The sequence below is a fragment of the Reyranella sp. genome (assembly GCF_044224635.1).
Lineage (GTDB): Bacteria > Pseudomonadota > Alphaproteobacteria > Reyranellales > Reyranellaceae > Reyranella.
This window is the reverse complement of sequence record NZ_JBGAKA010000067.1, coordinates 1-18379: the sequence shown is the minus strand read 5'-3', so window position 1 is coordinate 18379 and position 18379 is coordinate 1. Positions and strand designations below refer to the sequence as shown.

The 18379-nt window shown below is 66.3% G+C and carries 21 protein-coding genes and 1 tRNA gene; 8 read left to right on the top strand and 14 right to left on the bottom strand.

Translation table 11 applies throughout. The features are described from left to right. Positions 1-32 precede the first annotated feature (32 nt). Positions 33-109 (top strand) — tRNA-Pro (locus ACILR9_RS34830). A 70-nt stretch (positions 110-179) separates the two neighbouring features. Here the strand turns inward: ACILR9_RS34830 and ACILR9_RS34825 are convergent. From ACILR9_RS34825 to ACILR9_RS34815, 3 genes are all read right to left on the bottom strand, one after another. After that, positions 180-509 (bottom strand): hypothetical protein, encoded by a 330-nt coding sequence (locus ACILR9_RS34825; RefSeq protein WP_395714590.1) that lies wholly within the window; start codon positions 507-509, stop codon positions 180-182. A gap of 451 nt (positions 510-960) precedes the next feature. Then, on the bottom strand, positions 961-1116 hold the full coding sequence (locus tag ACILR9_RS34820) for a DUF5615 family PIN-like protein (RefSeq protein WP_395714589.1): 156 nt from the start codon (positions 1114-1116) through the stop codon (positions 961-963). A 6-nt stretch (positions 1117-1122) separates the two neighbouring features. Then, complete coding sequence (locus ACILR9_RS34815; protein WP_395714588.1) at positions 1123-1380, bottom strand: DUF433 domain-containing protein; 258 nt, start codon at positions 1378-1380, stop codon at positions 1123-1125. Positions 1381-1587: 207 nt separating this feature from the next. On the opposite strand from ACILR9_RS34815, the gene ACILR9_RS34810 reads away from it, so the two are divergent. The 5 genes from ACILR9_RS34810 to ACILR9_RS34790 all read left to right on the top strand — a co-directional run bounded on the left by ACILR9_RS34810 (position 1588) and on the right by ACILR9_RS34790 (position 6195). Further along, positions 1588-1785 carry a hypothetical protein gene (locus tag ACILR9_RS34810; RefSeq protein ID WP_395714587.1) on the top strand — a complete coding sequence of 66 codons (198 nt, stop codon included), beginning with the start codon at positions 1588-1590 and terminating at the stop codon, positions 1783-1785. 71 nt (positions 1786-1856) lie between these two features. Continuing rightward, positions 1857-2162, top strand: coding sequence for an HD domain-containing protein (locus tag ACILR9_RS34805; protein ID WP_395714586.1), 306 nt, complete (start codon positions 1857-1859; stop codon positions 2160-2162). Between the two features lie 300 nt (positions 2163-2462). After that, on the top strand, positions 2463-4085 hold the full coding sequence (locus tag ACILR9_RS34800) for an ABC transporter substrate-binding protein (RefSeq protein WP_395714585.1): 1623 nt from the start codon (positions 2463-2465) through the stop codon (positions 4083-4085). Between the two features lie 205 nt (positions 4086-4290). After that, positions 4291-5241, top strand: a complete 951-nt coding sequence (locus tag ACILR9_RS34795) for an ABC transporter permease (RefSeq protein ID WP_395714584.1) — start codon at positions 4291-4293, stop codon at positions 5239-5241. Positions 5242-5250: 9 nt separating this feature from the next. Then, positions 5251-6195: an ABC transporter permease gene (locus ACILR9_RS34790; RefSeq protein WP_395714583.1), complete on the top strand. Its 945-nt coding sequence runs from the start codon at positions 5251-5253 to the stop codon at positions 6193-6195. Between the two features lie 229 nt (positions 6196-6424). Here ACILR9_RS34790 and ACILR9_RS34785 read toward each other — a convergent pair whose 3' ends face one another. The 5 genes from ACILR9_RS34785 to ACILR9_RS34765 form a co-directional block, all read right to left on the bottom strand. Beyond that, positions 6425-7792: a serine hydrolase gene (locus ACILR9_RS34785; protein ID WP_395714582.1), complete on the bottom strand. Its 1368-nt coding sequence runs from the start codon at positions 7790-7792 to the stop codon at positions 6425-6427. Positions 7793-7895: 103 nt separating this feature from the next. Continuing rightward, on the bottom strand, positions 7896-8894 hold the full coding sequence (locus ACILR9_RS34780; RefSeq protein ID WP_395714581.1) for an ABC transporter ATP-binding protein: 999 nt from the start codon (positions 8892-8894) through the stop codon (positions 7896-7898). Then, positions 8895-9875: an ABC transporter ATP-binding protein gene (locus ACILR9_RS34775; protein WP_395714580.1), complete on the bottom strand. Its 981-nt coding sequence runs from the start codon at positions 9873-9875 to the stop codon at positions 8895-8897. Positions 9876-10095: 220 nt separating this feature from the next. Continuing rightward, complete coding sequence (locus tag ACILR9_RS34770) at positions 10096-10386, bottom strand: hypothetical protein (protein WP_395714579.1); 291 nt, start codon at positions 10384-10386, stop codon at positions 10096-10098. Between the two features lie 66 nt (positions 10387-10452). Then, positions 10453-11421: a tripartite tricarboxylate transporter substrate-binding protein gene (locus ACILR9_RS34765; RefSeq protein WP_395714578.1), complete on the bottom strand. Its 969-nt coding sequence runs from the start codon at positions 11419-11421 to the stop codon at positions 10453-10455. 52 nt (positions 11422-11473) lie between these two features. Between ACILR9_RS34765 and ACILR9_RS34760 the strand changes: the two genes are divergently transcribed. Next, positions 11474-12322 carry a TauD/TfdA dioxygenase family protein gene (locus ACILR9_RS34760; protein WP_395714577.1) on the top strand — a complete coding sequence of 283 codons (849 nt, stop codon included), beginning with the start codon at positions 11474-11476 and terminating at the stop codon, positions 12320-12322. Positions 12323-12360: 38 nt separating this feature from the next. Here the strand turns inward: ACILR9_RS34760 and ACILR9_RS34755 are convergent, their stop codons facing one another. The 5 genes from ACILR9_RS34755 to ACILR9_RS34735 all read right to left on the bottom strand — a co-directional run bounded on the left by ACILR9_RS34755 (position 12361) and on the right by ACILR9_RS34735 (position 16352). Further along, the gene (locus ACILR9_RS34755) at positions 12361-13125 is read right to left on the bottom strand and encodes a TSUP family transporter (RefSeq protein ID WP_395714576.1); all 765 of its coding nucleotides are present in this window, start codon (positions 13123-13125) and stop codon (positions 12361-12363) included. Between the two features lie 151 nt (positions 13126-13276). Next, the gene (locus ACILR9_RS34750; protein WP_395714575.1) at positions 13277-13429 is read right to left on the bottom strand and encodes a hypothetical protein; all 153 of its coding nucleotides are present in this window, start codon (positions 13427-13429) and stop codon (positions 13277-13279) included. Continuing rightward, positions 13426-14208, bottom strand: coding sequence for an SDR family oxidoreductase (locus tag ACILR9_RS34745; protein ID WP_395714574.1), 783 nt, complete (start codon positions 14206-14208; stop codon positions 13426-13428). The genes ACILR9_RS34750 and ACILR9_RS34745 overlap by 4 nt, the downstream gene beginning before the upstream one ends. A 153-nt stretch (positions 14209-14361) precedes the next feature. Further along, entirely contained in the window at positions 14362-15510 is a 1149-nt protein-coding gene (locus ACILR9_RS34740) for an iron-containing alcohol dehydrogenase (RefSeq protein WP_395714573.1), read from the bottom strand. 8 nt (positions 15511-15518) lie between these two features. Beyond that, positions 15519-16352: a TauD/TfdA dioxygenase family protein gene (locus ACILR9_RS34735; protein WP_395714572.1), complete on the bottom strand. Its 834-nt coding sequence runs from the start codon at positions 16350-16352 to the stop codon at positions 15519-15521. Positions 16353-16398: 46 nt separating this feature from the next. Between ACILR9_RS34735 and ACILR9_RS34730 the strand changes: the two genes are divergently transcribed. Beyond that, entirely contained in the window at positions 16399-16878 is a 480-nt protein-coding gene (locus ACILR9_RS34730) for a GNAT family N-acetyltransferase (RefSeq protein ID WP_395714571.1), read from the top strand. A gap of 264 nt (positions 16879-17142) precedes the next feature. Here the strand turns inward: ACILR9_RS34730 and ACILR9_RS34725 are convergent. Continuing rightward, the coding region (locus tag ACILR9_RS34725; RefSeq protein WP_395714570.1) for a DUF4214 domain-containing protein at positions 17143-18379 on the bottom strand (1237 nt) is incomplete at its 5' end.

Sequence of the window (18379 nt, the reverse complement as noted above, 5' to 3'; positions counted from 1 at the left end):
TCGCCAATGGCCGGCCACACCGTGCATCCTGACGGAGTGTAGCTCAGCCTGGTAGAGCACTAGCTTCGGGAGCTAGGGGCCGGAGGTTCGAATCCTCTCACTCCGACCAATTGGCACCTGATGCCGCGCCGAGCGATGTCTCGGCGCGGCGTCGCCCTCCGCTCTGATGTGCGGCCTGGTCATTTCACGCAGTTGACCTGGACAGTCGACCGCTTGGCGTTGGCCACCAGACTGTCGATCGACATCGGCGAGGCGGTATTCGCGACCTCGTACTCGACGCCTTGTGCGTCCAGGAAATCCCGGGCTGCCGACGCCTTGATCGCGAAATTGACGTTCTGCGGGACGTCGCTTGTTCGCTTCGCCACGGCCAGCACATTGATCTTGGAAACGATGACGCCCAGGACCGCGCCGGCGGTATCGAGAACGGGTCCGCCGCTGTTTCCAGCCTGAACCGGTGCCGAAAGTTGCAGGAGCCGGCTTTCGTTGTGCAGGCCGGCCAGTCCGGTCACCGTTGGTCGGACCGCTCTATCGCAGCCTTACCGTCCTCGAACGGCCCGGCTCGTACGCCCGACCATGAGGCGGGAGTAAGGGCAAGTCCCAGGAAAAGAGGAGCGGCCACGACGCAGCCGCGGGCGATGCGGCGCGCGACGACCGCCAGACAATCCTTGTACACGAAACCGTCCCCCAATCGACTGTCCACGACACCCAACCCACGATAGCGCCCCGCGGGTGAAATTTCCATCGCAAGCAGACTTGGGCAATGATCGCAAAGAAGCCCCTCCGGAGCGAACCGGAGGGGGTGGAGTTGAGGGAGGATGAGCCCCAGAGTCGGGGGCCATCACCGGAGAGGAAGAACCACCGGCGATCACGCGAGTTTCACCCAAGACCGTCATTCGTGCGTGAATCGTCCGTCATTCCGACAGGAACGGAGCGATATTTCTTCGGCATCCAGGTCTCTGGTCAGCAATGCCGCGCAGTTATCTTGGCGCGCAAGGCGATGTCCCGATCCAGTGTCGCACCCGGCCCGATGTCACGAGCAAATTCGACGTGATGTCCGAGGCTCCTCAGAAGCGCAACGACCGACCGCGGCATGTTGGCGTCGATCAGGAACCGCACGTAGGACTAGCCCACCGGCAACGGATGGAACGATCCCTGGTCCACCAGCTCGCTGGCAAATCTCAGCGCAGCGCGGATGTCGTCAACACTGAGATCGTACTCGCGCTGGATCTCTTCGAACGACATGCCGCCTGCAAGGCTGCCGACGACGGTCGTCACGGGCACCCGTGACCCGCGGATGACGGGTTTTCCCCGCCAGATCGCAGGGTCGATGATGATGCGGTCCGATCCGTTCATGGCGATACGGACTGTATCGATTTCCACGCGATTGGCGGGGGAACCGTCTGGCCCAACGACCAACGAGAGCCCGACGTCGTTTGCCGCTTGCCTCACCAAGGCCTCATCGGATCTCGTCCAGGAACACAGATTCGCCTCCGATGCGCCTCATGTCCCCGCTAGGAGTCCGGCAACGGAGGTGCCCGCAGCGCGAAAGATGGCGCGCCTCAGGACCGCCCTGTCGGAGTGACGACCATGACATCGAAGTCCCTCGTCCTCGCACTTGTCATCCTGGCCGTGGATCTTGTCGTCGTGGCGATTGCCCTTTTCGGCAAGCTCGGCAATCCCGCCCTGCTGGTGGCGATGGTGAACGTCGTGGCCCTGTTCGCCATCTTCTGTATTCACGCGTCGGGCGTCCCCATTCTCGATACCGGCCGCCGACGCCGCAGGTAGCCAATCCCCTCCTGGCGCCGCCGGCCGACCCGTTCGCAGCCAACCAGCCAGCGCGGTTCAGGAGAGATCCCATGCAAGAGGTCGTAGACCGCGCCCGGGCGTTCGCGCGCGTCGCCCATGCGGAGCAGACCCGCAAGTACACCGGCGAGCCCTACGTCGTGCACACCGACGAGGTTGCCGCGATCGTCGTGGCGCATGGCGGCACGCCGGAAATGATTGCCGCGGCACATCTGCACGATGTGCTCGAGGACACGCCGACCGCGTTCGACACCCTCGTCTCGGAATTCGGCCACGACGTCGCCGACCTGGTCGCGGCGCTGTCGGATCAGGTGCCGAAGTCGGCCGGCAACCGGAAGCTCCCCAAAGCAGCTTCGTAGAGCCGGCAGCGTCCGACATTGTCGACGACGTCCACCGCCAACGCGCAATCCTTCACCGGCGGGCAGCACTGCACGCCGGCCTTGCTTTGCGTCCTCGTGATCGCGCGCCCTGCCGCCGCCCATTGACCTGCACACCGAATGTCGGCAGGCTCGTTCGCATCGCGAGCGCGCCGGGCATTTCGTACCGGCGCCGATGGCGGACGCAGGCAGCGTCCCCTGAGGAGGCACTCATCGAGTAAAGCGTTCCACACATAGCCAGCGTTTTCGGCCCAAAACAAACGTTCAGGGAGGCGACGTCCGATGTCCGACGAAGCGACCAAGAAGGGTACCGAAAGTACAAGGCGTAGTTTTCTGACCGGCTCCACGGCGCTCGCCGGCGCCGCGCTTACCGGATTGCCCGGCGTCGCCGAGGCAGGCAAGAAGCACCCCAAGCGGGGCGGCACGATTCGCTTCGGGACGCGTGACGATTCGGTCGGCCTCGATACCCATCGCAACTTCATCTACTTCGTGTCGCAGCCCTTGGCCGGGACGACCGGCGGATTGCTCGATTTCGATGCCAAGATGGACATCGTGCCGGCGGTCGCCACCGAATGGGACGCCTCGAAGGACCTCAAAGTCTGGACCTTCAAGCTGCGCCGCGGGGCGGAGTTCCACAACGGCGAGACGATCGACGCCGCCGCCGTGAAATGGAACATCGAGCGCATTCTCGATCCCAAGATCGGTCACTCCTTCAATCGGTCGGCCCTGATCGACGTCGAGCGGGTCACGGTCGACGACAAGTTCATCGTCCAGGTCCATCTCAAGGAGGCGAGTGCCGCCTTCGATTCGAACATGGTCTATTACCCGGTCAACCTGATCGCGCCGGGCGCCGTCGACAAGGCCGACTCCGAGCCGGCCGGGTGCGGCCCGTTCAAGTTCAAGTCGTGGAAGCGCTTCGACATCTGCGAGCTGGTGCGCTTCGAGAATTTCTGGGAGACCGACGCGGAGGGCAACTCGCTGCCCTACCTCGACGCCCTGATCGGCCGGCCGAAGAAGGAGGATCGCGTGCGGCTGACCGCGCTGCGCGCCGGCGAGCTCGATCTGATCGACAACGTCGCCTATGCCGACGCGCCGAGCTTCATCAAGGATTACGGCAAGCAGTTCGAGACCTTCCCGGTGCCCCAGGTCGGCACCGCCATGGTCACCTTCAACATGCGCAGCGGGCCGTTCTCCGAGAAGGACAATCCCGACGCCCGGATGCTGCGCACCGCGGCCGCGCACGCGATCGATCACGAAGGCATCCACGAGGCGGTGTTCAACAAGCAGGGCGAGATCGCCAAGGGCTTCTACAGCAAGTCGAGCCCGTGGTACGGCGCCGACATCAAGCCGTGGCCGGCTTTCGACCCCGACAAGGCCAAGGCGATGCGCAAGAAGGCCAAGGACGGCGACGCCAGGCTCCTGATCATCGCCAACGATTCCTTCCCCTACATGCAGCAGTCGGGCGAGCTCGTGCATGCCATGCTGAAGGATGCCGGCTTCAACGTGGTGTTCGAGATCCATCCGACGCCGGTGATCCAGGACAAGTACAACAAGGCCGCGTTCGACATCGATTCAACGGCCAACAGCTACCGCATCGATCCCGACGGCTGGTACTCGCGCAACGTCCTGTCGACCGCCCCGGAAACCAAGCGGCGCATCGGCTACGTCAACGACAAGGTCGACCAGCTGATCCTTGCCGCCAAGATCGAGCGCGACAAGGCCAAGCGCCGGCAGATGTATGCCGACGTCGATTCGATCGTGAACCAGGATCTGCCGATCCTCTACACCCACTTCGTCTCGATCCTGCAGGCCGGCAACAAGAAGATCCGCGGCTACAAGCCCGCCTTCACCGGCCCCTTCCAGTACTTCGGCGGCGGCATGCGCACCGCCTGGGTCGACGGCTGATGGGCGCATTGTATCCCTCCCCCGTAATCGGGGGAGGTGGCCCGAAGGGCCGGAGGGGGAAGGCCTCCGTCGAGGCGCCTCCAGTTCCGACGTCGGAATCAGAACGATCTCGTCTGCGGCTCCCCCCCTCCGCCCCGTATAACGGGGCACCTCCCCCGATTACGGGGGAGGAAATTGATATGCGTCCGGGCGCGGAGGCCTGACCATGCTGGCCTACATCATCCGCCGCATCGCCTACCTGGTGCCGGTGCTGTTCGTGCTGACGGTCGTGGTGTTCGCCTTCGTCGAGATGCTGCCCGGCAACATCATCGACACGCTGGTCGGCAACGAGGGCAACAACGATCCGGAAGTCCGCAAGATCCTGGAGAAGGAGTACGGGCTCGATCAGCCGGTCTATGTCCGCTACGTCAAATGGCTGGGGCGCGCCCTGCAGGGCGATTTCGGCAATTCCCTGGTGACGCGGCGGCCGGTCACGGTGGAGCTGATGTCGGGCATTCCGGCCACCGTCTACCTCGCGCTGGTCGGCATCTCGCTGTCGATGCTGATCGCCATTCCGCTCGGCACGATCGCCGCCGTGCGGCGCAACACGGCGATCGACTACACCGCGCAGGTGACGTCGCTGATCGGCATCTCGATCCCGGAATTCTGGTTCGCCATCCTGTGCGTGCTGTTCTTCTCGCTCTATCTCGGCTGGCTGCCCTCCTCGGGCTTCGCCAATCCGTTCGAGGATCCGTGGGCGAGCCTCAAGTTCCTGATCCTGCCGGCAGCGGCGGTGGGCTTCCGCCAGGCCGCCTACACCACCCGGCTGACGCGCTCCAGCATGCTCGACGAGATGAACAAGGAGTATGTCGACACGGCGCGCTCGCTGGGCTTGAGCGAGCGCAAGGTGATCTTCAAGTACACCCTGCGCAACGCCATGATCCCGACCATCACCATCAGCGGCCTGCAGCTCATCAACCTGCTGGGCGGCACGGTGGTGCTCGAATCGATCTTCGCCTGGCCAGGCGTCGGCCGGGCCATCTTCGAGGCCATCCAGCAGCGCGACTACCCGCTGGTGCAGGCCGGCGTGCTGGTGCTGGGCGTGATCGTGGTGGTCATGAACCTGCTGGTCGACCTGACCTACCGGCTGCTCAATCCACGCGTGAAGCTCGGCTAGGCGGCGACCATGACCCAAATCGAAGCCCGCCGACTTGCCGAGCTCGACGAGGTCCGCCAGCCGTCGCTCGCCGAGCGCGGCTCGCGCCTGATGGCCTGGCTCGGCAACGCCTGGCACGAGCTGCGCAAGAGCCGCACCGCCTCGATCGGCGCGGTGATGCTGGCGCTGCTGTTCGGCGCCTGCATCGCCACGCCGTGGCTCGCGACCCAGAGCCCGATCAAGCAGAACTACCGAGAGCGGCTGCAGCCGCCCAGCGAGAAGCACCTGCTCGGCACCGACCGCATGGGCCGCGACATCTACTCGCGGCTGATGTGGGGCGGCAGGCGCCTCGTCACCATCGCCCTGCTCGCGGTTACCTTCGGGCTCTGCCTCGGCATCCCCTACGGCGTGCTGTCGGGCTATTTCGGCGGCAAGGTCGACACCGTCGCGATGCGCTTCATAGACGGGCTCCTGGCGATGCCAGGATTGCTGTTCTACCTGCTGATCGTCACCCTGGCGCGGGAATGGAAGCTCGAGGGCATCGCCAACGACCTCGTCCTGGTCTTCGCCCTGGGCTTCGCCTTCATGCCGGAGGTCGCGCGCCTGTCGCGCGCCTCGGTGCTGGCCGAGAAGCAGAAGGAGTATGTCGAGGCCTCGCGCGCCGTCGGCGACGGCAGCCTCGCCATTGCGTTGCGGCAGATCCTGCCCAACATCGTCTCGCCGCTGATCGTCAACGCCACGGTGCGCCTGGGCTACGTGATCCTGATCGTGGCGGCGCTCTCGTTCCTCGGCCTCGGCACGCCGCCGCCCACGCCCGACTGGGGCTCCGACCTCGCCGCTGCCCGCGACTACATGGAGACCGCGCCGCTGATCGCCGCCTTTCCCGGCCTCGCCATCTGCTACACGGTGCTGGCCTTCAACCTGTTCGGCGACGGCCTGCGCGACATCCTCGATCCGCGGCTGGCGGAGCGGTAGAGGGGCCCTTCGCCGACGCGCGTTTCTCTTGTCATCCTGAGCGCAGCGAAGGATCTCATCGCCGGAAAGTCCAAAGCACTCTCGGGGCGGGCGGCGATGAGGTCCTTCGCCATGCTCGGGACGACAGAAAAACTCGAGCTTCCCCGTCGTATGAAGAGCATGAACGCCACGTCTGCGGAGGTTACTCCGCCTTGAGTGCGCGCTCCCGGCGCATGATCTCTTGCCTCCCTCAGGGCTCGCGCGGGCAATAGCGATATCTGCCGCCCTGGTGCCAGAGCAGGCGATCGACCGCGCCGTCCTTGTTGCGCAGGAAGGTGCCCTGGGCGTCGACGACGCGCATGAAGAACCGGTTGTCGCTCTCGGGAAACAGCTCGAACTCCGGCTGGCCGGTACCGCGCACGAACAGCCGGCCGGCACTCGCACGAATGGTCAGCGTGAATTTCGGCGCCAACCGGTAGACGCCCTCGTAGCTCGCCAGCACCGTGGGGTCGACGTCGACCACGGGAGGGTATTGCGCAATGCCGAAGGCGGGATTGGCGAGATGCAGGCCGATGTCGTTCATCGAATTCGCTGCATTCGACAGGACCACGGCGCCGCACTTCAGCCGCGTCGAGTACCCGGCAAAAGCCGCATAACCGCCGGTCATGCCGTCTTTCGAGACGACGACGTCGTCGTTTCCGGTCAGCAGGAACCAGCCAAGGCCGACTTTCGTGTCGGCAGCGTTGGTCGGACGACGGGTCTTCAGCAACAGCTCGATCGCCGGACCGAGCGGCGCGCCCGCCTCGGCGAAGCATGTCGCCCTCACGAACTTCATCATGTCGTTGGCCGTCGAACGCAGGGCGCCCGTGCCGGCCAGCGTCGGGAAATCCCAGTTCGCCGCCGGCGAGAGAGTGCTGGCATGGCCCAGCGCCAGACGCTGGCGCATCGAGTCGGTGAGCGTGATCCGCGTGTCGTTCAATCCCAGGGGCGTGCAGACGCGGGCAACCAGGAGATCCTCGTAGCTGACGCCGGCGCGGAGCGCGAGCACGTCGCCCAGCAAGCCGAACCCGAGATTGGAATACTCGTAGCGTGTGCCAGGCTCGAAGCGCAGCGCATGGGTCGACAGGAAGGCGTAGAGCCGGTCGGTCGTGTAGGTGGCGAAGGGACTGACGCCTTCCAGCAACATGTTGTCGGGCATCCGCGGCAGGCCGGATGTGTAGGTCGCAAGGTCGAGCAACGTGATCTGCCGGCCGTTGCGCGACGGCACCGTCACGCTGGCAGGCAGGTACTTTGCCACCGGGTCATCCAGCGCGACTTCCCCACGCGTCACCATTTCCGTGAGCAGCAGCGCGGTGAAGACCTTGGTGATCGAGCCGATCTCGAAGACAGTGTCGCCGTCGAGGGCGCGATCTTTCGGGTACCCGGGTTGGCCATACGCAGCAATTCGATGACGGCCTGAATCGAACCAGCAGGCGACCAGGCCCACGCCCTGGCGCGCGTCGTCGATCCGATCCTTCAGGATCGCCAGGACGTCGGCATCGGAAAGCGGCTCGGCGCGCGCCGGGATGGCGGCGATGACGGTCGAGATGGCCCCCAGAAACAGTTCCCTACGCCGCATCACTCAGAGCTCATTCATGGGCTGAGAACAACGCTCGGTTCATTCTCCTCCCCGGCGAAGCCGGGGAGGAGAATGAATGCAGCGCCGCTTCCGGTGGATGATATCAGAGATTGTGGCAGGCCACCTGGCGGCCGCCGCCGACGTCGGCGAGCGGCGGCGAGACCTCGGAGCAAATCTTGATCTCGCGCGGGCAGCGGCCGCACAGGCGGCAGCCCGGTGGCGGGTCGATCGGGGTCGAGACCTCGCCCTTCAACGTGAGGCGCGGCGCCGGCTTGGCGGGATCGGCCTCGGGCACCGCGGCGAGCAGCGCCTTTGTGTAGGGATGCAGCGGCTCGTCGAACAGCGCCTGCGCCGGGCCGGTCTCGACGATCTTGCCGACATACATCACGGCGACGCGATCGCTGATATGGCGGATCACGCTGAGATCGTGGGCGATGAACAGGTAGGTGAGCCCCAGCTCCTTCTGCAGCTCGCGGAACAGGTTGAGGATTTGCGCCTGGATCGACACGTCGAGCGCCGATACCGGCTCGTCGCCGATCACCAGCTCGGGGTCGACTGACAGCGCGCGGGCGATGGCGATGCGCTGGCGCTGGCCGCCCGAGAATTCGTGCGGGTAGCGGTCGATGTGCTCGGCTCCCAGGCCGACCCGGTGCAGCAGGTCGAGCACGCGATGGCGCTTGTCGGCCCAGGTGCGCGCCAGCCCGTGGATCTCCATCGGCCGGCTCAGGATGTGCATGATCGTCTTGCGCGGATTGAGCGAGCTGTAGGGATCCTGGAAGACCAGCTGGACCTCCTTGCGCACCGCCTTGAGCTGCGATGCCGTGTAGGCCAGCAGATCCTCGCCCTTCAGCCGTACCGCGCCGGCCGTCGGCTCGATCAGCCGGGTCACCAGGCGCGCCGTCGTCGACTTGCCGCAGCCGCTTTCGCCGACCAGGCCCAGCGTCTCGCCGCGGTCGACGTGGAAATCGATGCCGTCGACCGCCTTCAGGACCTGGGTCTTCTCGCCGGCCAGCCTGGAATAGATGTCGCCGTGCAGGACGAAGTGCTTGGTGAGGTTCTTGACCTCGAGCAGCCGGTTGGCGGTGGTCGCCTCGACGGACATTCACAGACCTCCGCGATCATGCAGATGACAGGCCGCCAGGTGGCCTGGCGCCACTTCCTTGAGGCGCGGCACCTCGCTGCGGCAGATGTCCATGGCATGCGCGCAGCGCGGGTGGAATTTGCAGCCTGTCGGCGGTTCCATCATGTTGCACACCGAGCCTGCGATCGGCGTCAGGTAGCTCGACTGCACGTCGAGACGCGGGATCGAGTTCAGCAACCCGACCGTATAAGGATGCTGCGGCCGCGCGAAGATTTCGCCCGTCGCGGCGAGCTCGACCATGTGCGAGGCGTACATCACGCCGACCCGGTCGCAGGAATGGGCGACCACGCCGAGATTGTGAGTGATGAACAGCAGCGACATGCCGAACCGCTCGATCATGCTGGTGATCAGCTCGAGGATGGTCGCCTGGATGGTGACGTCGAGCGCCGTCGTCGGCTCGTCGGCGATCAGGAAGCCGGGGTTGCAGGAGAGCGCCATCGCCAGCATCACGCGCTGGCGCATGCCGCCGGAGAACTCGTGGACGAAGCTGTCGAGCCGGCGCTGCGGCGAGGGAATGCCGACCAGCGACAGGAGCTCGACGACGCGCTCGCGCGCCTCCTGCCTGGAAAGGCCGAGGTTGGTGCGCAGCGCATCGGAGATCTGGTCGCACACGGTGAACACCGGGTTGAGCGCGCTCATCGGCTCCTGGAACACCATGGCGATGCTGCGGCCGCGCAGGGCACGCATCTCGGCATCGCTCTTCTTCAGGATATCGGCGCCGTCGAACAGGATGCGGCCGCGCGGGATCTCGCCCGGCGGCGTCGGCACCAGCCGCATGACCGCCCGTGCGGTCACCGATTTGCCGGAACCCGATTCGCCCACCAGGCCGAAGGTCTCGCCGCGGCCGATTGAAAAGGAAACGCCGTCAACCGCCGTGAGATCGCCCCGCCGCAGGCGGAAGCGCACGGTCAGGTCTTCGAGCTCGAGGACCGTCTCGCCCATCTTGTCGTCACTCTCGTCGCGGTTCTTTTCCCGTACCCGCGACGCGAGGACAGGCCGTTGATTTGAGTACGCGTACGCGCGAATGACCGTTACTTGTTCATCCCTGTTAAGCGGAGCGTATGACAGCTGCCAAGGAGAGGCAACCGAACGCATATTCAATCCTCCCCCGTCTTACGGGGGAGGGATTCGAGATGTGTCAGTCCCCTGGTAGATCAGGGCGTCACATGCAGGACGCCTGGGCGATCACCACGGCGTCGAGGCCCTGCATCTGCTCCTGGCTCAGGGTGGCGGGATCGAGCAGGTTGCCGCCGGGCTGCGTCGCGGCATTGGACTTCTTCATGCCCTGGACGGCGGCGACGCGCTTGTCGGCCGGGATCTTCGAGGACATGCAGTCGCACATCCGCTGGCTGCCGGTGACCAGGCATTCGTTCATGAAGTCGTCGGCCCAGGCCGCCGTCGCCAGCCCGCCGGCCATGACACACGAGACGACAGCCAAAACAACCTTACGCATGCAGATGCTCCCCATCGGCCGCCCCTGCGGCGCCCGCCGCAGGATACCGCGCCGGCGTGACGTTTTCTATTCTGCCTGGATGCCGGCCTTCTCGATGATCGGCCGCCACAGCTCGATCTGGGAGGAGAGCTTCCGGCGATGGGCCTCGGGCGTCGCCTGGTCGAGTGGCAGCAGCCAGGTCTCGATCTTCTCGAGCTGTTGGGAAACCGTGCGGTCCTGCACGATGTCGCGCAGCGCCGCGTTCAGCACGTCGATGATCGGCGTGGGCGTTCCCGCCGGGGCATAAAAACCGTACCATGCGCCGACGTTCAGGCCGGGCATGCCGACCTCGGCGGCGGTCGGCACGTCGGGCAGCGAAGTCATCCGCTTGGTAGCGGTCAGCACGTAGGCGCGGACGTCGCCGCTGCGGATCTGGCCCGAGGTGGTGGTCGGCAGGTCGCACAGCAGGTCGACCTGGCCGGCCCGCACGTCGACCATGGCCGGCGCGCCGCCCTTGTACTGCACCATGGTGAGGGGAACCCCCAGCGCCTCCTGGAACAGCATGGCGCAGAGATGGGTGGCGCTGCCCATCCCCGACGAAGCCATGGTGAGCTTCTCCCGGTTGGCCTTGGCGTAGGCCACCAGCTCGCCGAAGTCCTTGGGCGCGAAATCCTTGCGTGCCAGGATCACCATCGGCGCCTCGGCGAACAGGCCGATGAGCTCGTAGGACGCCAGGGGATCGAAATTCAGCTTCTTGTAGAGCAGCGGGATGGTCGACATGCCGATGTGGTTCAGCAGCAGCGTATAGCCGTCAGGCTTGGCCTTGGCCGCCTGCATCGAGCCCACCGCGCCGCCGGCGCCGGCGACGTTCTGCACCACCACCGTCTGGTTGAGCCGCGTCTTCAGGGCCTCGGCGAGCGTGCGCGTCAGGAAATCGCTGCCGCCGCCCGGCGCGTAGGGCGTGATCAGGGTGATCGCGCGGCTGGGATAGACCTCCTGGGCAAACGCCGGCCAAGCCGACAGCATTGCGAAAAGAAGGACCGCTATGCGGCGCATGTTTCCTCCTCGTATTGCTTTACCCCTAGCGCAGCAGGCGTAAGCTCGCCGCATGAAAATCGACCTTCCCGATCCGCGCATCGGCGCGATCGCGACCGACCTCGACGTGCGCACCCTGTCGGAGTCGGACTGGAACACGCTCTACCGCGCCTGGCTCGACGGCATCGTCCTCGTCGTGCGCGGCCAGACCCTCACCATCGAGGAATTCCTTGCCTACTCGCGCCGCTTCGGCCGTTTGAAGCCGCATCGCGTCAAGCGCACGCGGCACGCCGAGTTCCCCGAGCTCACCGTGATGGGCGTCGGCACGCGCAAGCCCGACGGCCAGGTCGACAAGACGATCTACGATCGCGGCGGCGGCTGGCACACCGATTCGCCGTGGGACAGCGAAATCTGCAAGGCGACGCAGCTCTATGCCATCGCCATCCCGTCCTATGGCGGCGACACACTGTTCGCCAGCATGTACGAGGCCTACGAGACGCTGCCCGAGAGCCTGAAGAAGCGCATCGCCGGGCTCAAGGCAGAGCACGTCTATGGCGGACGCGGCCGGCGCGGCAACGACCTGCTCGACCCCGAGGACCGCAACCGGCCGCCGGCGGTGCATCCGATCGTGCGCGTGCACGAGGAGACCGGCCGCACCTCGCTCTATGCCAATCCCTATCACATCGTGCGCATCCAGGGCGTGAGCGACGCCGACAGCGAGGCGCTGATCGCCGAGCTCACCGGCCACATGGTCGAGACCCGGGCGCAGTACCGCCACAAGTGGCAGGTCGGCGACATCGTGATCTGGGACAACCGCTGCGCGCTGCACTCCGCGACCGGCGGCTACCCGATCGAGGAGAAGCGCATCCACTGGCGCGTCACCATCATGCAGGACGCGGCGGAAGCCAAGCAGGCGGCGTGATCGAAGTCCTCCCCAACGACGTTGGGGAGGATGAAGACTTACCCAAACAGCCAGTGACGCGTCAGGCCGAACAGGCCGGTCGCGAACAGGATGGCGAGCGCCACGTTGCGGTAGAGCCGTTCGCTGGCGAGGCCGTGAAACAGCCGGCCGCCGATCCAGGCACCCACCACCATGACCGGGAACAGCACGACGGCGCGGGCCAGCGCTTCCCAGCCGGCCACGCCGGTCGCCAGCACGATCACGATCAGCAGGAACTGGGTGAGGAAATAATAGGTGACGATGTTGGCGCGGTTGACGTGCGGCGGATCGCTGCCCGACAGCAGGTAGAGCAGCACCGGCGGGCCGCCGACGCTGGTGGTCGCCATCATCGCGCCGGAGAACGCGCCGACCGTCACCGTGGCCGCCGTCGAGCGCCGGCCGGTGTATTTCCAACCGCTCCACATCAGCACGACGAAGGCCACGATCACGGCCGACACCGCCGTCACGATGGTGTTCTTGTCGACCGACGCGAGCAGCCACACGCCGAGCGGCATGGCGGCGCAGGCGGCGATGCTCATCGGCGTGAGGATGTGCCAGTCGGCATGGCGGCGGACCTGTGGGAAGAGCTGCAGCGACACCACGAGCTCGATGGCGACGACGGTCACGACCATGTCGGCTGAGCCGAACAGGATGGCGAAGATCGGCGCCATCAGCATCGCCGATCCGAAACCGGCGAAGCCGCGCATCAGGCCGGCGACCAGGGTGACGCCGATGGCGGTGGCGAACCCCACGCCGGCGAACAACGAAGCAATCTGGGAAATCATGACGCTACTGCTGGGCGGGAAGGACGAACGGCGACAGCGATCCGCTGGCCTCCGGCCGGCGGAGGCGAGGGATCAGCGCGTAAGTCGAAGTTTCTGCCCAAGCATCATGACGGCGCGACCTTCGTCGATCACGGTTGGTTCGTCAATGTCTTCATCCTCCCCAGCTCCGCTGGGGGATATCGAGCGACGACGGCCGCAGGCGCAGCGTCACGCCGAGTTCCTTCTCCAGCGCAAAAGCCGGATCCTTGGCGAGGAAGGAATACGGACTGCGCAGATCGATCCAGAGGTCGACCGTCCTGCTCATGCACGCCGGGCCTGCCCCTCGCCGCTCTTGTCGCGCAGGCGGCGCATGCCGCGCAGCCAGCGGTCGTAGTCGCCGGTCTTGCGGGTCATGTACTGCCTCACCTCGGGATGCGGCAGGATCAGGAAGGTCTCGGCCTCCATGACCTCGATCACGGTCTGCGCCACCGCATCGGTGTGCAGCACGCCGTCGACCGAGGCCGCCCCCGCGCCTGCCATGCGCAGCATGTTGGTGTCGACCGCCTGCGGGCAAAGCACCGAGACACAGATGCCCTTGTCGCCATACTGGATCGACAGATGCTCGGCCAGCGCCACCGCGGCGTGCTTGGTGACGCCGTAGGGCGCCGAGCCCATCGAGGCGAGCAGGCCGGCGGCGCTGGCGGTGTTCAGCAGATAGCCCGACTTGCGCGCCAGCATGCCCGGCACCAGGGCGCGTGCCGCATAGACATGCGCCATGACATGGATCGCCCAGCTGTCCGCCCAATCCTGGTCGGAGGCATCCTCGTGGCCACCGCGGCCGATGCCGGCATTGGAGAAGAAGACGTCGACAGGGCCATAATGACGTTCGGCCTCGGCGACCAGCTTCTTGACGTCGGCCTCGCGACCGACATCGCAGGCCACCGCCACGCCCTTGATGTCCCTGGCGACCGCCTCGAGGCGCCCGGCATCGCGATCGGCGACGACGACGCCCTTGGCGCCCTCCCTGGCATAGCGCCGCGCGATCGCCTCGCCGATACCACCCGCCGCGCCCGTGACGACGCAGACCTTGCCCTGCACTTTCATTCGAGACCCCTCTCTTTATTCTCTCCCCAGCTTCGCTGGGGAGGTGTCGCCGTCCTACGGCGACGGAGGGGTCATGAGCACCACCACTGAGGCTCATGACCCCTACGCCCCGTATGACGGGGCACCTCCCCAGCTTCGCTGGGGAGGCAAATCTCAGCCCCAGCTCTGCTCGATCAGCTCGACATACTGCGCCCTGGTCGGCTGGCGCGGCGTCGATTGGTGGCAGTGATCGCCGAGCGCGCCGTCGGCAATCTTCTCGACCGTGTCCTGCGCCAGCCCCATCGCGCCCAGGCCCTTGGGAATGCCGAGCCGCTCGTTCAGCGCCTGCACCGCGTCGGCGACACCGTCGGCGTTGGCCGCGCTGTCGGGCAGGTCCATCACGCGCGCCACGCGACGGTACTTGTCGCCGACGGCGGGCGCGTTGAAGCGCAGCACCGCCGGCAGGAAGACCGCATTCAGCGTGCCGTGATGCAGGCGATAGCCCTTGAGGCCGCCGGTCGGATGGCTGAGGGCATGGACCGCACCCAGGCCCTTCTGGAACACCATGGCGCCTTCCATGGCGGCCATCGCCATGTTGTAGCGCGCCTCGCGGTCGGAACCGTCGCGGGTCGCGCGCTCGACATGCGTCCACGCCTTCTCCAGCCCGTCGAGCGCGATCGAATCGGCCGGCGGGTTGAAGGCATTCGACAGGAAGCATTCGATGTTGTGCGTGAAGGCGTCCATGCCGGTGCCGGCGGTGAGATGCGGCGGCAGGCCTATCGTCAGCTCGGGATCGACCAGCGCCAGCTTTGGGATCAGGTGCGGGCTGCCGATGGCGAGCTTGCGGCCCGAATCCATGATGATGACGCCACCGCGGCTCACCTCGCTGCCGGTGCCCGAGGTGGTCGGAATGGCGACGATCGGCGCCACCTTGTCGGTGATGCGCGGCGCGCCGCCCTCGACGAACGAGTAGTGTTGCAGCGAGGTGCCGGGATGGGTCGCCATCAGGCCGACCGCCTTGGCGAGATCCATCGGCGAGCCGCCGCCGATGGCGACGATGCCGTCGCAGCCCTCCGCCCTGTAGATCGCCAGCGCATCGCGCATCGCCGCTTCGGTCGGGTTCTCCGGCGTGCCGTCATAGACGGTGACCGGCATGTTGCCGGGCAGATGCTCCTTCACCTTGGCCCACAGGCCGGCGGCGATGACGCCCCTGTCGGTGACGACCAGCGGCCGGCGCAGGCCGAGCAGATTCAGCTCCGCCTCGAGGAGCTTCAGCGCCCCGAAATCGAACTGGATGCGGGTGAGATAGGTGATGAGCGCCATGATGGTCCTCAGGCCCGAAGGAACGGCTTGTCGCCCTTGACGGTGACGCGATAGCCCAGCCGGCGGTGCGGGAAGTAGTCCCACATCGCGTGATGCATGGCAGCACGATTGTCCCAGAAGGCGATCGAGTTGGGCCGCCAGGCGAAGCGGCACTGGAACTCCGGTGTCTCGCTGTGGCGGTAGAGCATCTCCAGCAGCGCGTCGCTTTCGTGCTTCTTCAGTCCGGCGATGCGCGTGGTGAAGTTGCGATTGACGTAGAGCGCCTTGCGGCCGGTCACCGGATGGGTGCGCACCACCGGATGCTCGTTGCGCGGGAAGCCGCCCTCCTTGGGCGTCTGGCCGAAACGGCCGCCATAGACCTGGGCGCCGTCATGGACCGCCGTCAGGCCCTCGCACAGGCGCTGGATCGCCGGCGAGAGCGTGTCCCAGGCGCGATACATGTTGGCGAACAGCGTGTTGCCGCCGCCGTCGGGCGGCAGCTCCTTCATATAGAGGATGCTGCCCATCGGCGGCTCGGGATCGCAGCTCACGTCGGAGTGCCATTCCTCGCCGGCGACATGCTTGGAATTCTCGTCCGCCTTGATGATCAGGATCTCGGGATGGTCCCAGTCCTTGCGCGTCGAGGTCGGGTGCAGGTGCAGCTCGCCGAACAGGCGGCCGAACGCCTTGTGCTGATCGTGCGTCAGCTCCTGGTCATGGAAGAAGATCACCAGGTTCTCCATCAGGGCGTCGTGGATCTCCTGGAAGGCCTGGTTGCCGAGCGGCTGCGACAGGTCGACTCCGGCGATCTCCGCGCCGATGACGGGGGTGAGCTTGCGAACCTGGATCGTCTGATATCCCATAGGGGCGTTCCTCGACTTTGCGTGAAGCCTACGCGGATTTGATCCCATGAGCGACCATCTTGTCCTGCGCGCCGCGACCGCCGCCGATGCCGCGTCGCTCGCCCGCACCATCGCTGCCGCATTCGAGCAGTATCGCGGCAAGCTGCAGCCCGAGTCGGGCGCCTTCCGCGAGACCGCCGACGCGATCGCCACCGAGCTGACGCGCGACAGCGGCGCCATCGTCGCGGAGCAAAACGGCTCCGTCGTGGGCTGCGTCATGGTCAAGCTGATGGAAGGCGACCTCTATTTCGGCCGCCTCGCGGTGCTTCCTTCCGAGCGCGGTCACGGCATCGCCCGGCGTCTCGTCGAAGCCGTCGAGGACGAGGCACGTCGCCGCGACCTCGACGGCGTAAGGCTGGGCGTGCGCATCGTGCTCACCGACAACCAGCGCTTCTTCACATCGCTGGGCTACGTCGAGTATTCGCGCGAGGCCCACGAAGGCTTCGACCAGCCGACCTCGATCAACATGCGGAAGGCGTTGCGCTGACTCATCCGCTGGGACCGCGCCACTCCAGTGGCGCCCCTTCGTCTGCTCGAAGGAATGGTGCGCCACTGGAGTGGCGCGGTCCCAGCGCATGACGCGCTCTTTCGGCAAAGTCAGTGCCTATGAATGGCGCGGTCCTAACGACGGGCCAACGCGGCGCAAACCTGCGGCGAAAGGCGCAGCGGGGCGCGCCCAGCATGAGGGTCTGGTCGCGTTCGAGGGTTACTTCAATCCAAGAAGATCTCACCCTGTAGCTGCTCCAGGCGCTCACGCGTGGTTCGCGATCAATACCTCCGCGTTCTTGACGCCGATCAGCACGCTCGCCGCATCGCTGGTCACGGTGCGCAGCAGGTTCGTCGCCGCGGCGACGTCGCTCGCACCCGCCCACACCGTGCCGTGCTCCTGCTGCTCGTGCACGTACTCCAGGCTCACCGCCACCTTGCCCATCAGGGTGGTGATGTCCTTGCCCGCCGTCGTGTCCTGCGCCCCGCTCATGATGTTGACCAGCACCGAGCCCACGAACTGGCCGGCCTGCAGCGTCGCCTTGATCTCGCCCGTCCAGTAGGCCAGCCCGCCGGCGTCAGACGAGCGGTTGAACAGGTTGTTGTAGACCGAGTCGAGGAAGGCGCTGATCTGGGCGTCGGTCGCCGTGAAGGGACTTGCCAGGAACGGGTAGAGCGCCTTGGCCTCGGCGCTGATGCCGAACGAGCTGGCGATGTTGGCGAACAGCGCCGCCGCGCCCTGCGTCGGCAGGTGCTGGATGAACTCGCCGACCCAGAAGCCGTGCCCGCCGGCATCGGCGGCACGGCCGAAGAACGCCGTGTAGGTCGCCGCGATCTGCTCCGCCGCGGTGAGTCCCAGCAGGTCGAGGGTCGTCGACGCGCCGCCGGTGTTGACCGGCACGACGTAGAGCACCGCCTTGCCGTCGACGCCATTGCCGCCGGGCACGGCGTGGTAGGTGAACGAGTCGACGCCGGTGAAGCCGGGCGTGGGCGTGTAGCCGAAGCCGCCGGTGCCGGCGAGCTGCACAGTGCCGTGGCTGGCGTTGGCGAGCAGCGACGCACTCGACGCGCTCTGGTCGTTGAACAGCACGCCGCTCGCCGCGGCGATCGTCAGCGACTGGCCCTTCAGCACAACGTAGGCGTCGTCGTGCGCCGTCACCGTGACGGGAAGGCTGTCGTCGTTCTGGATCGTGCCGCTCGCCGATCCCGTCCCGATCTTCAGGCTGGAGGACGGGTTCGACAGGCTGACCAGGAAGCCTTCGTCCAATTCCACCGTGGCGTCGCTGTTGACGGTGATGGTCAGCACCTTGCTGGTCTCGCCGGCGGCGAAGGTAAGCGTCCCCGTCGGCAGGATGCCGCCGACGAAGTCGGCGCCATCGGCCTTGCTGGCGCCCGACCCGGTCACCGCCCAGGCGACGCTGCGCGTCGTCGAGGCGTCGCCCGTCGTCGTCACCGTGAAGGTGAAGGCCGTCGTGCCGCCGGTGCCCTCGGCCTTCGCCGCC

Excerpts from the sequence above, each read along its gene's own strand:
- ACILR9_RS34810 (WP_395714587.1), top strand. The coding sequence starts at position 1,588 with ATGACATCGAAGTCCCTCGTCCTCGCACTTGTCATCCTGGCCGTGGAT.
- ACILR9_RS34785 (WP_395714582.1), bottom strand. The coding sequence starts at position 7,792 with ATGCGGCGTAGGGAACTGTTTCTGGGGGCCATCTCGACCGTCATCGCC.
- ACILR9_RS34750 (WP_395714575.1), bottom strand. The coding sequence starts at position 13,429 with ATGAGCAGGACGGTCGACCTCTGGATCGATCTGCGCAGTCCGTATTCC.
- ACILR9_RS34740 (WP_395714573.1), bottom strand. The coding sequence starts at position 15,510 with ATGGCGCTCATCACCTATCTCACCCGCATCCAGTTCGATTTCGGGGCG.
- ACILR9_RS34735 (WP_395714572.1), bottom strand. The coding sequence starts at position 16,352 with ATGGGATATCAGACGATCCAGGTTCGCAAGCTCACCCCCGTCATCGGC.
- ACILR9_RS34780 (WP_395714581.1), bottom strand. The coding sequence starts at position 8,894 with ATGTCCGTCGAGGCGACCACCGCCAACCGGCTGCTCGAGGTCAAGAAC.
- ACILR9_RS34755 (WP_395714576.1), bottom strand. The coding sequence starts at position 13,125 with ATGATTTCCCAGATTGCTTCGTTGTTCGCCGGCGTGGGGTTCGCCACC.
- ACILR9_RS34805 (WP_395714586.1), top strand. The coding sequence starts at position 1,857 with ATGCAAGAGGTCGTAGACCGCGCCCGGGCGTTCGCGCGCGTCGCCCAT.
- ACILR9_RS34745 (WP_395714574.1), bottom strand. The coding sequence starts at position 14,208 with ATGAAAGTGCAGGGCAAGGTCTGCGTCGTCACGGGCGCGGCGGGTGGT.
- ACILR9_RS34770 (WP_395714579.1), bottom strand. The coding sequence starts at position 10,386 with ATGCGTAAGGTTGTTTTGGCTGTCGTCTCGTGTGTCATGGCCGGCGGG.
- ACILR9_RS34760 (WP_395714577.1), top strand. The coding sequence starts at position 11,474 with ATGAAAATCGACCTTCCCGATCCGCGCATCGGCGCGATCGCGACCGAC.
- ACILR9_RS34790 (WP_395714583.1), top strand. The coding sequence starts at position 5,251 with ATGACCCAAATCGAAGCCCGCCGACTTGCCGAGCTCGACGAGGTCCGC.
- ACILR9_RS34765 (WP_395714578.1), bottom strand. The coding sequence starts at position 11,421 with ATGCGCCGCATAGCGGTCCTTCTTTTCGCAATGCTGTCGGCTTGGCCG.
- ACILR9_RS34795 (WP_395714584.1), top strand. The coding sequence starts at position 4,291 with ATGCTGGCCTACATCATCCGCCGCATCGCCTACCTGGTGCCGGTGCTG.
- ACILR9_RS34775 (WP_395714580.1), bottom strand. The coding sequence starts at position 9,875 with ATGGGCGAGACGGTCCTCGAGCTCGAAGACCTGACCGTGCGCTTCCGC.
- ACILR9_RS34730 (WP_395714571.1), top strand. The coding sequence starts at position 16,399 with ATGAGCGACCATCTTGTCCTGCGCGCCGCGACCGCCGCCGATGCCGCG.
- ACILR9_RS34800 (WP_395714585.1), top strand. The coding sequence starts at position 2,463 with ATGTCCGACGAAGCGACCAAGAAGGGTACCGAAAGTACAAGGCGTAGT.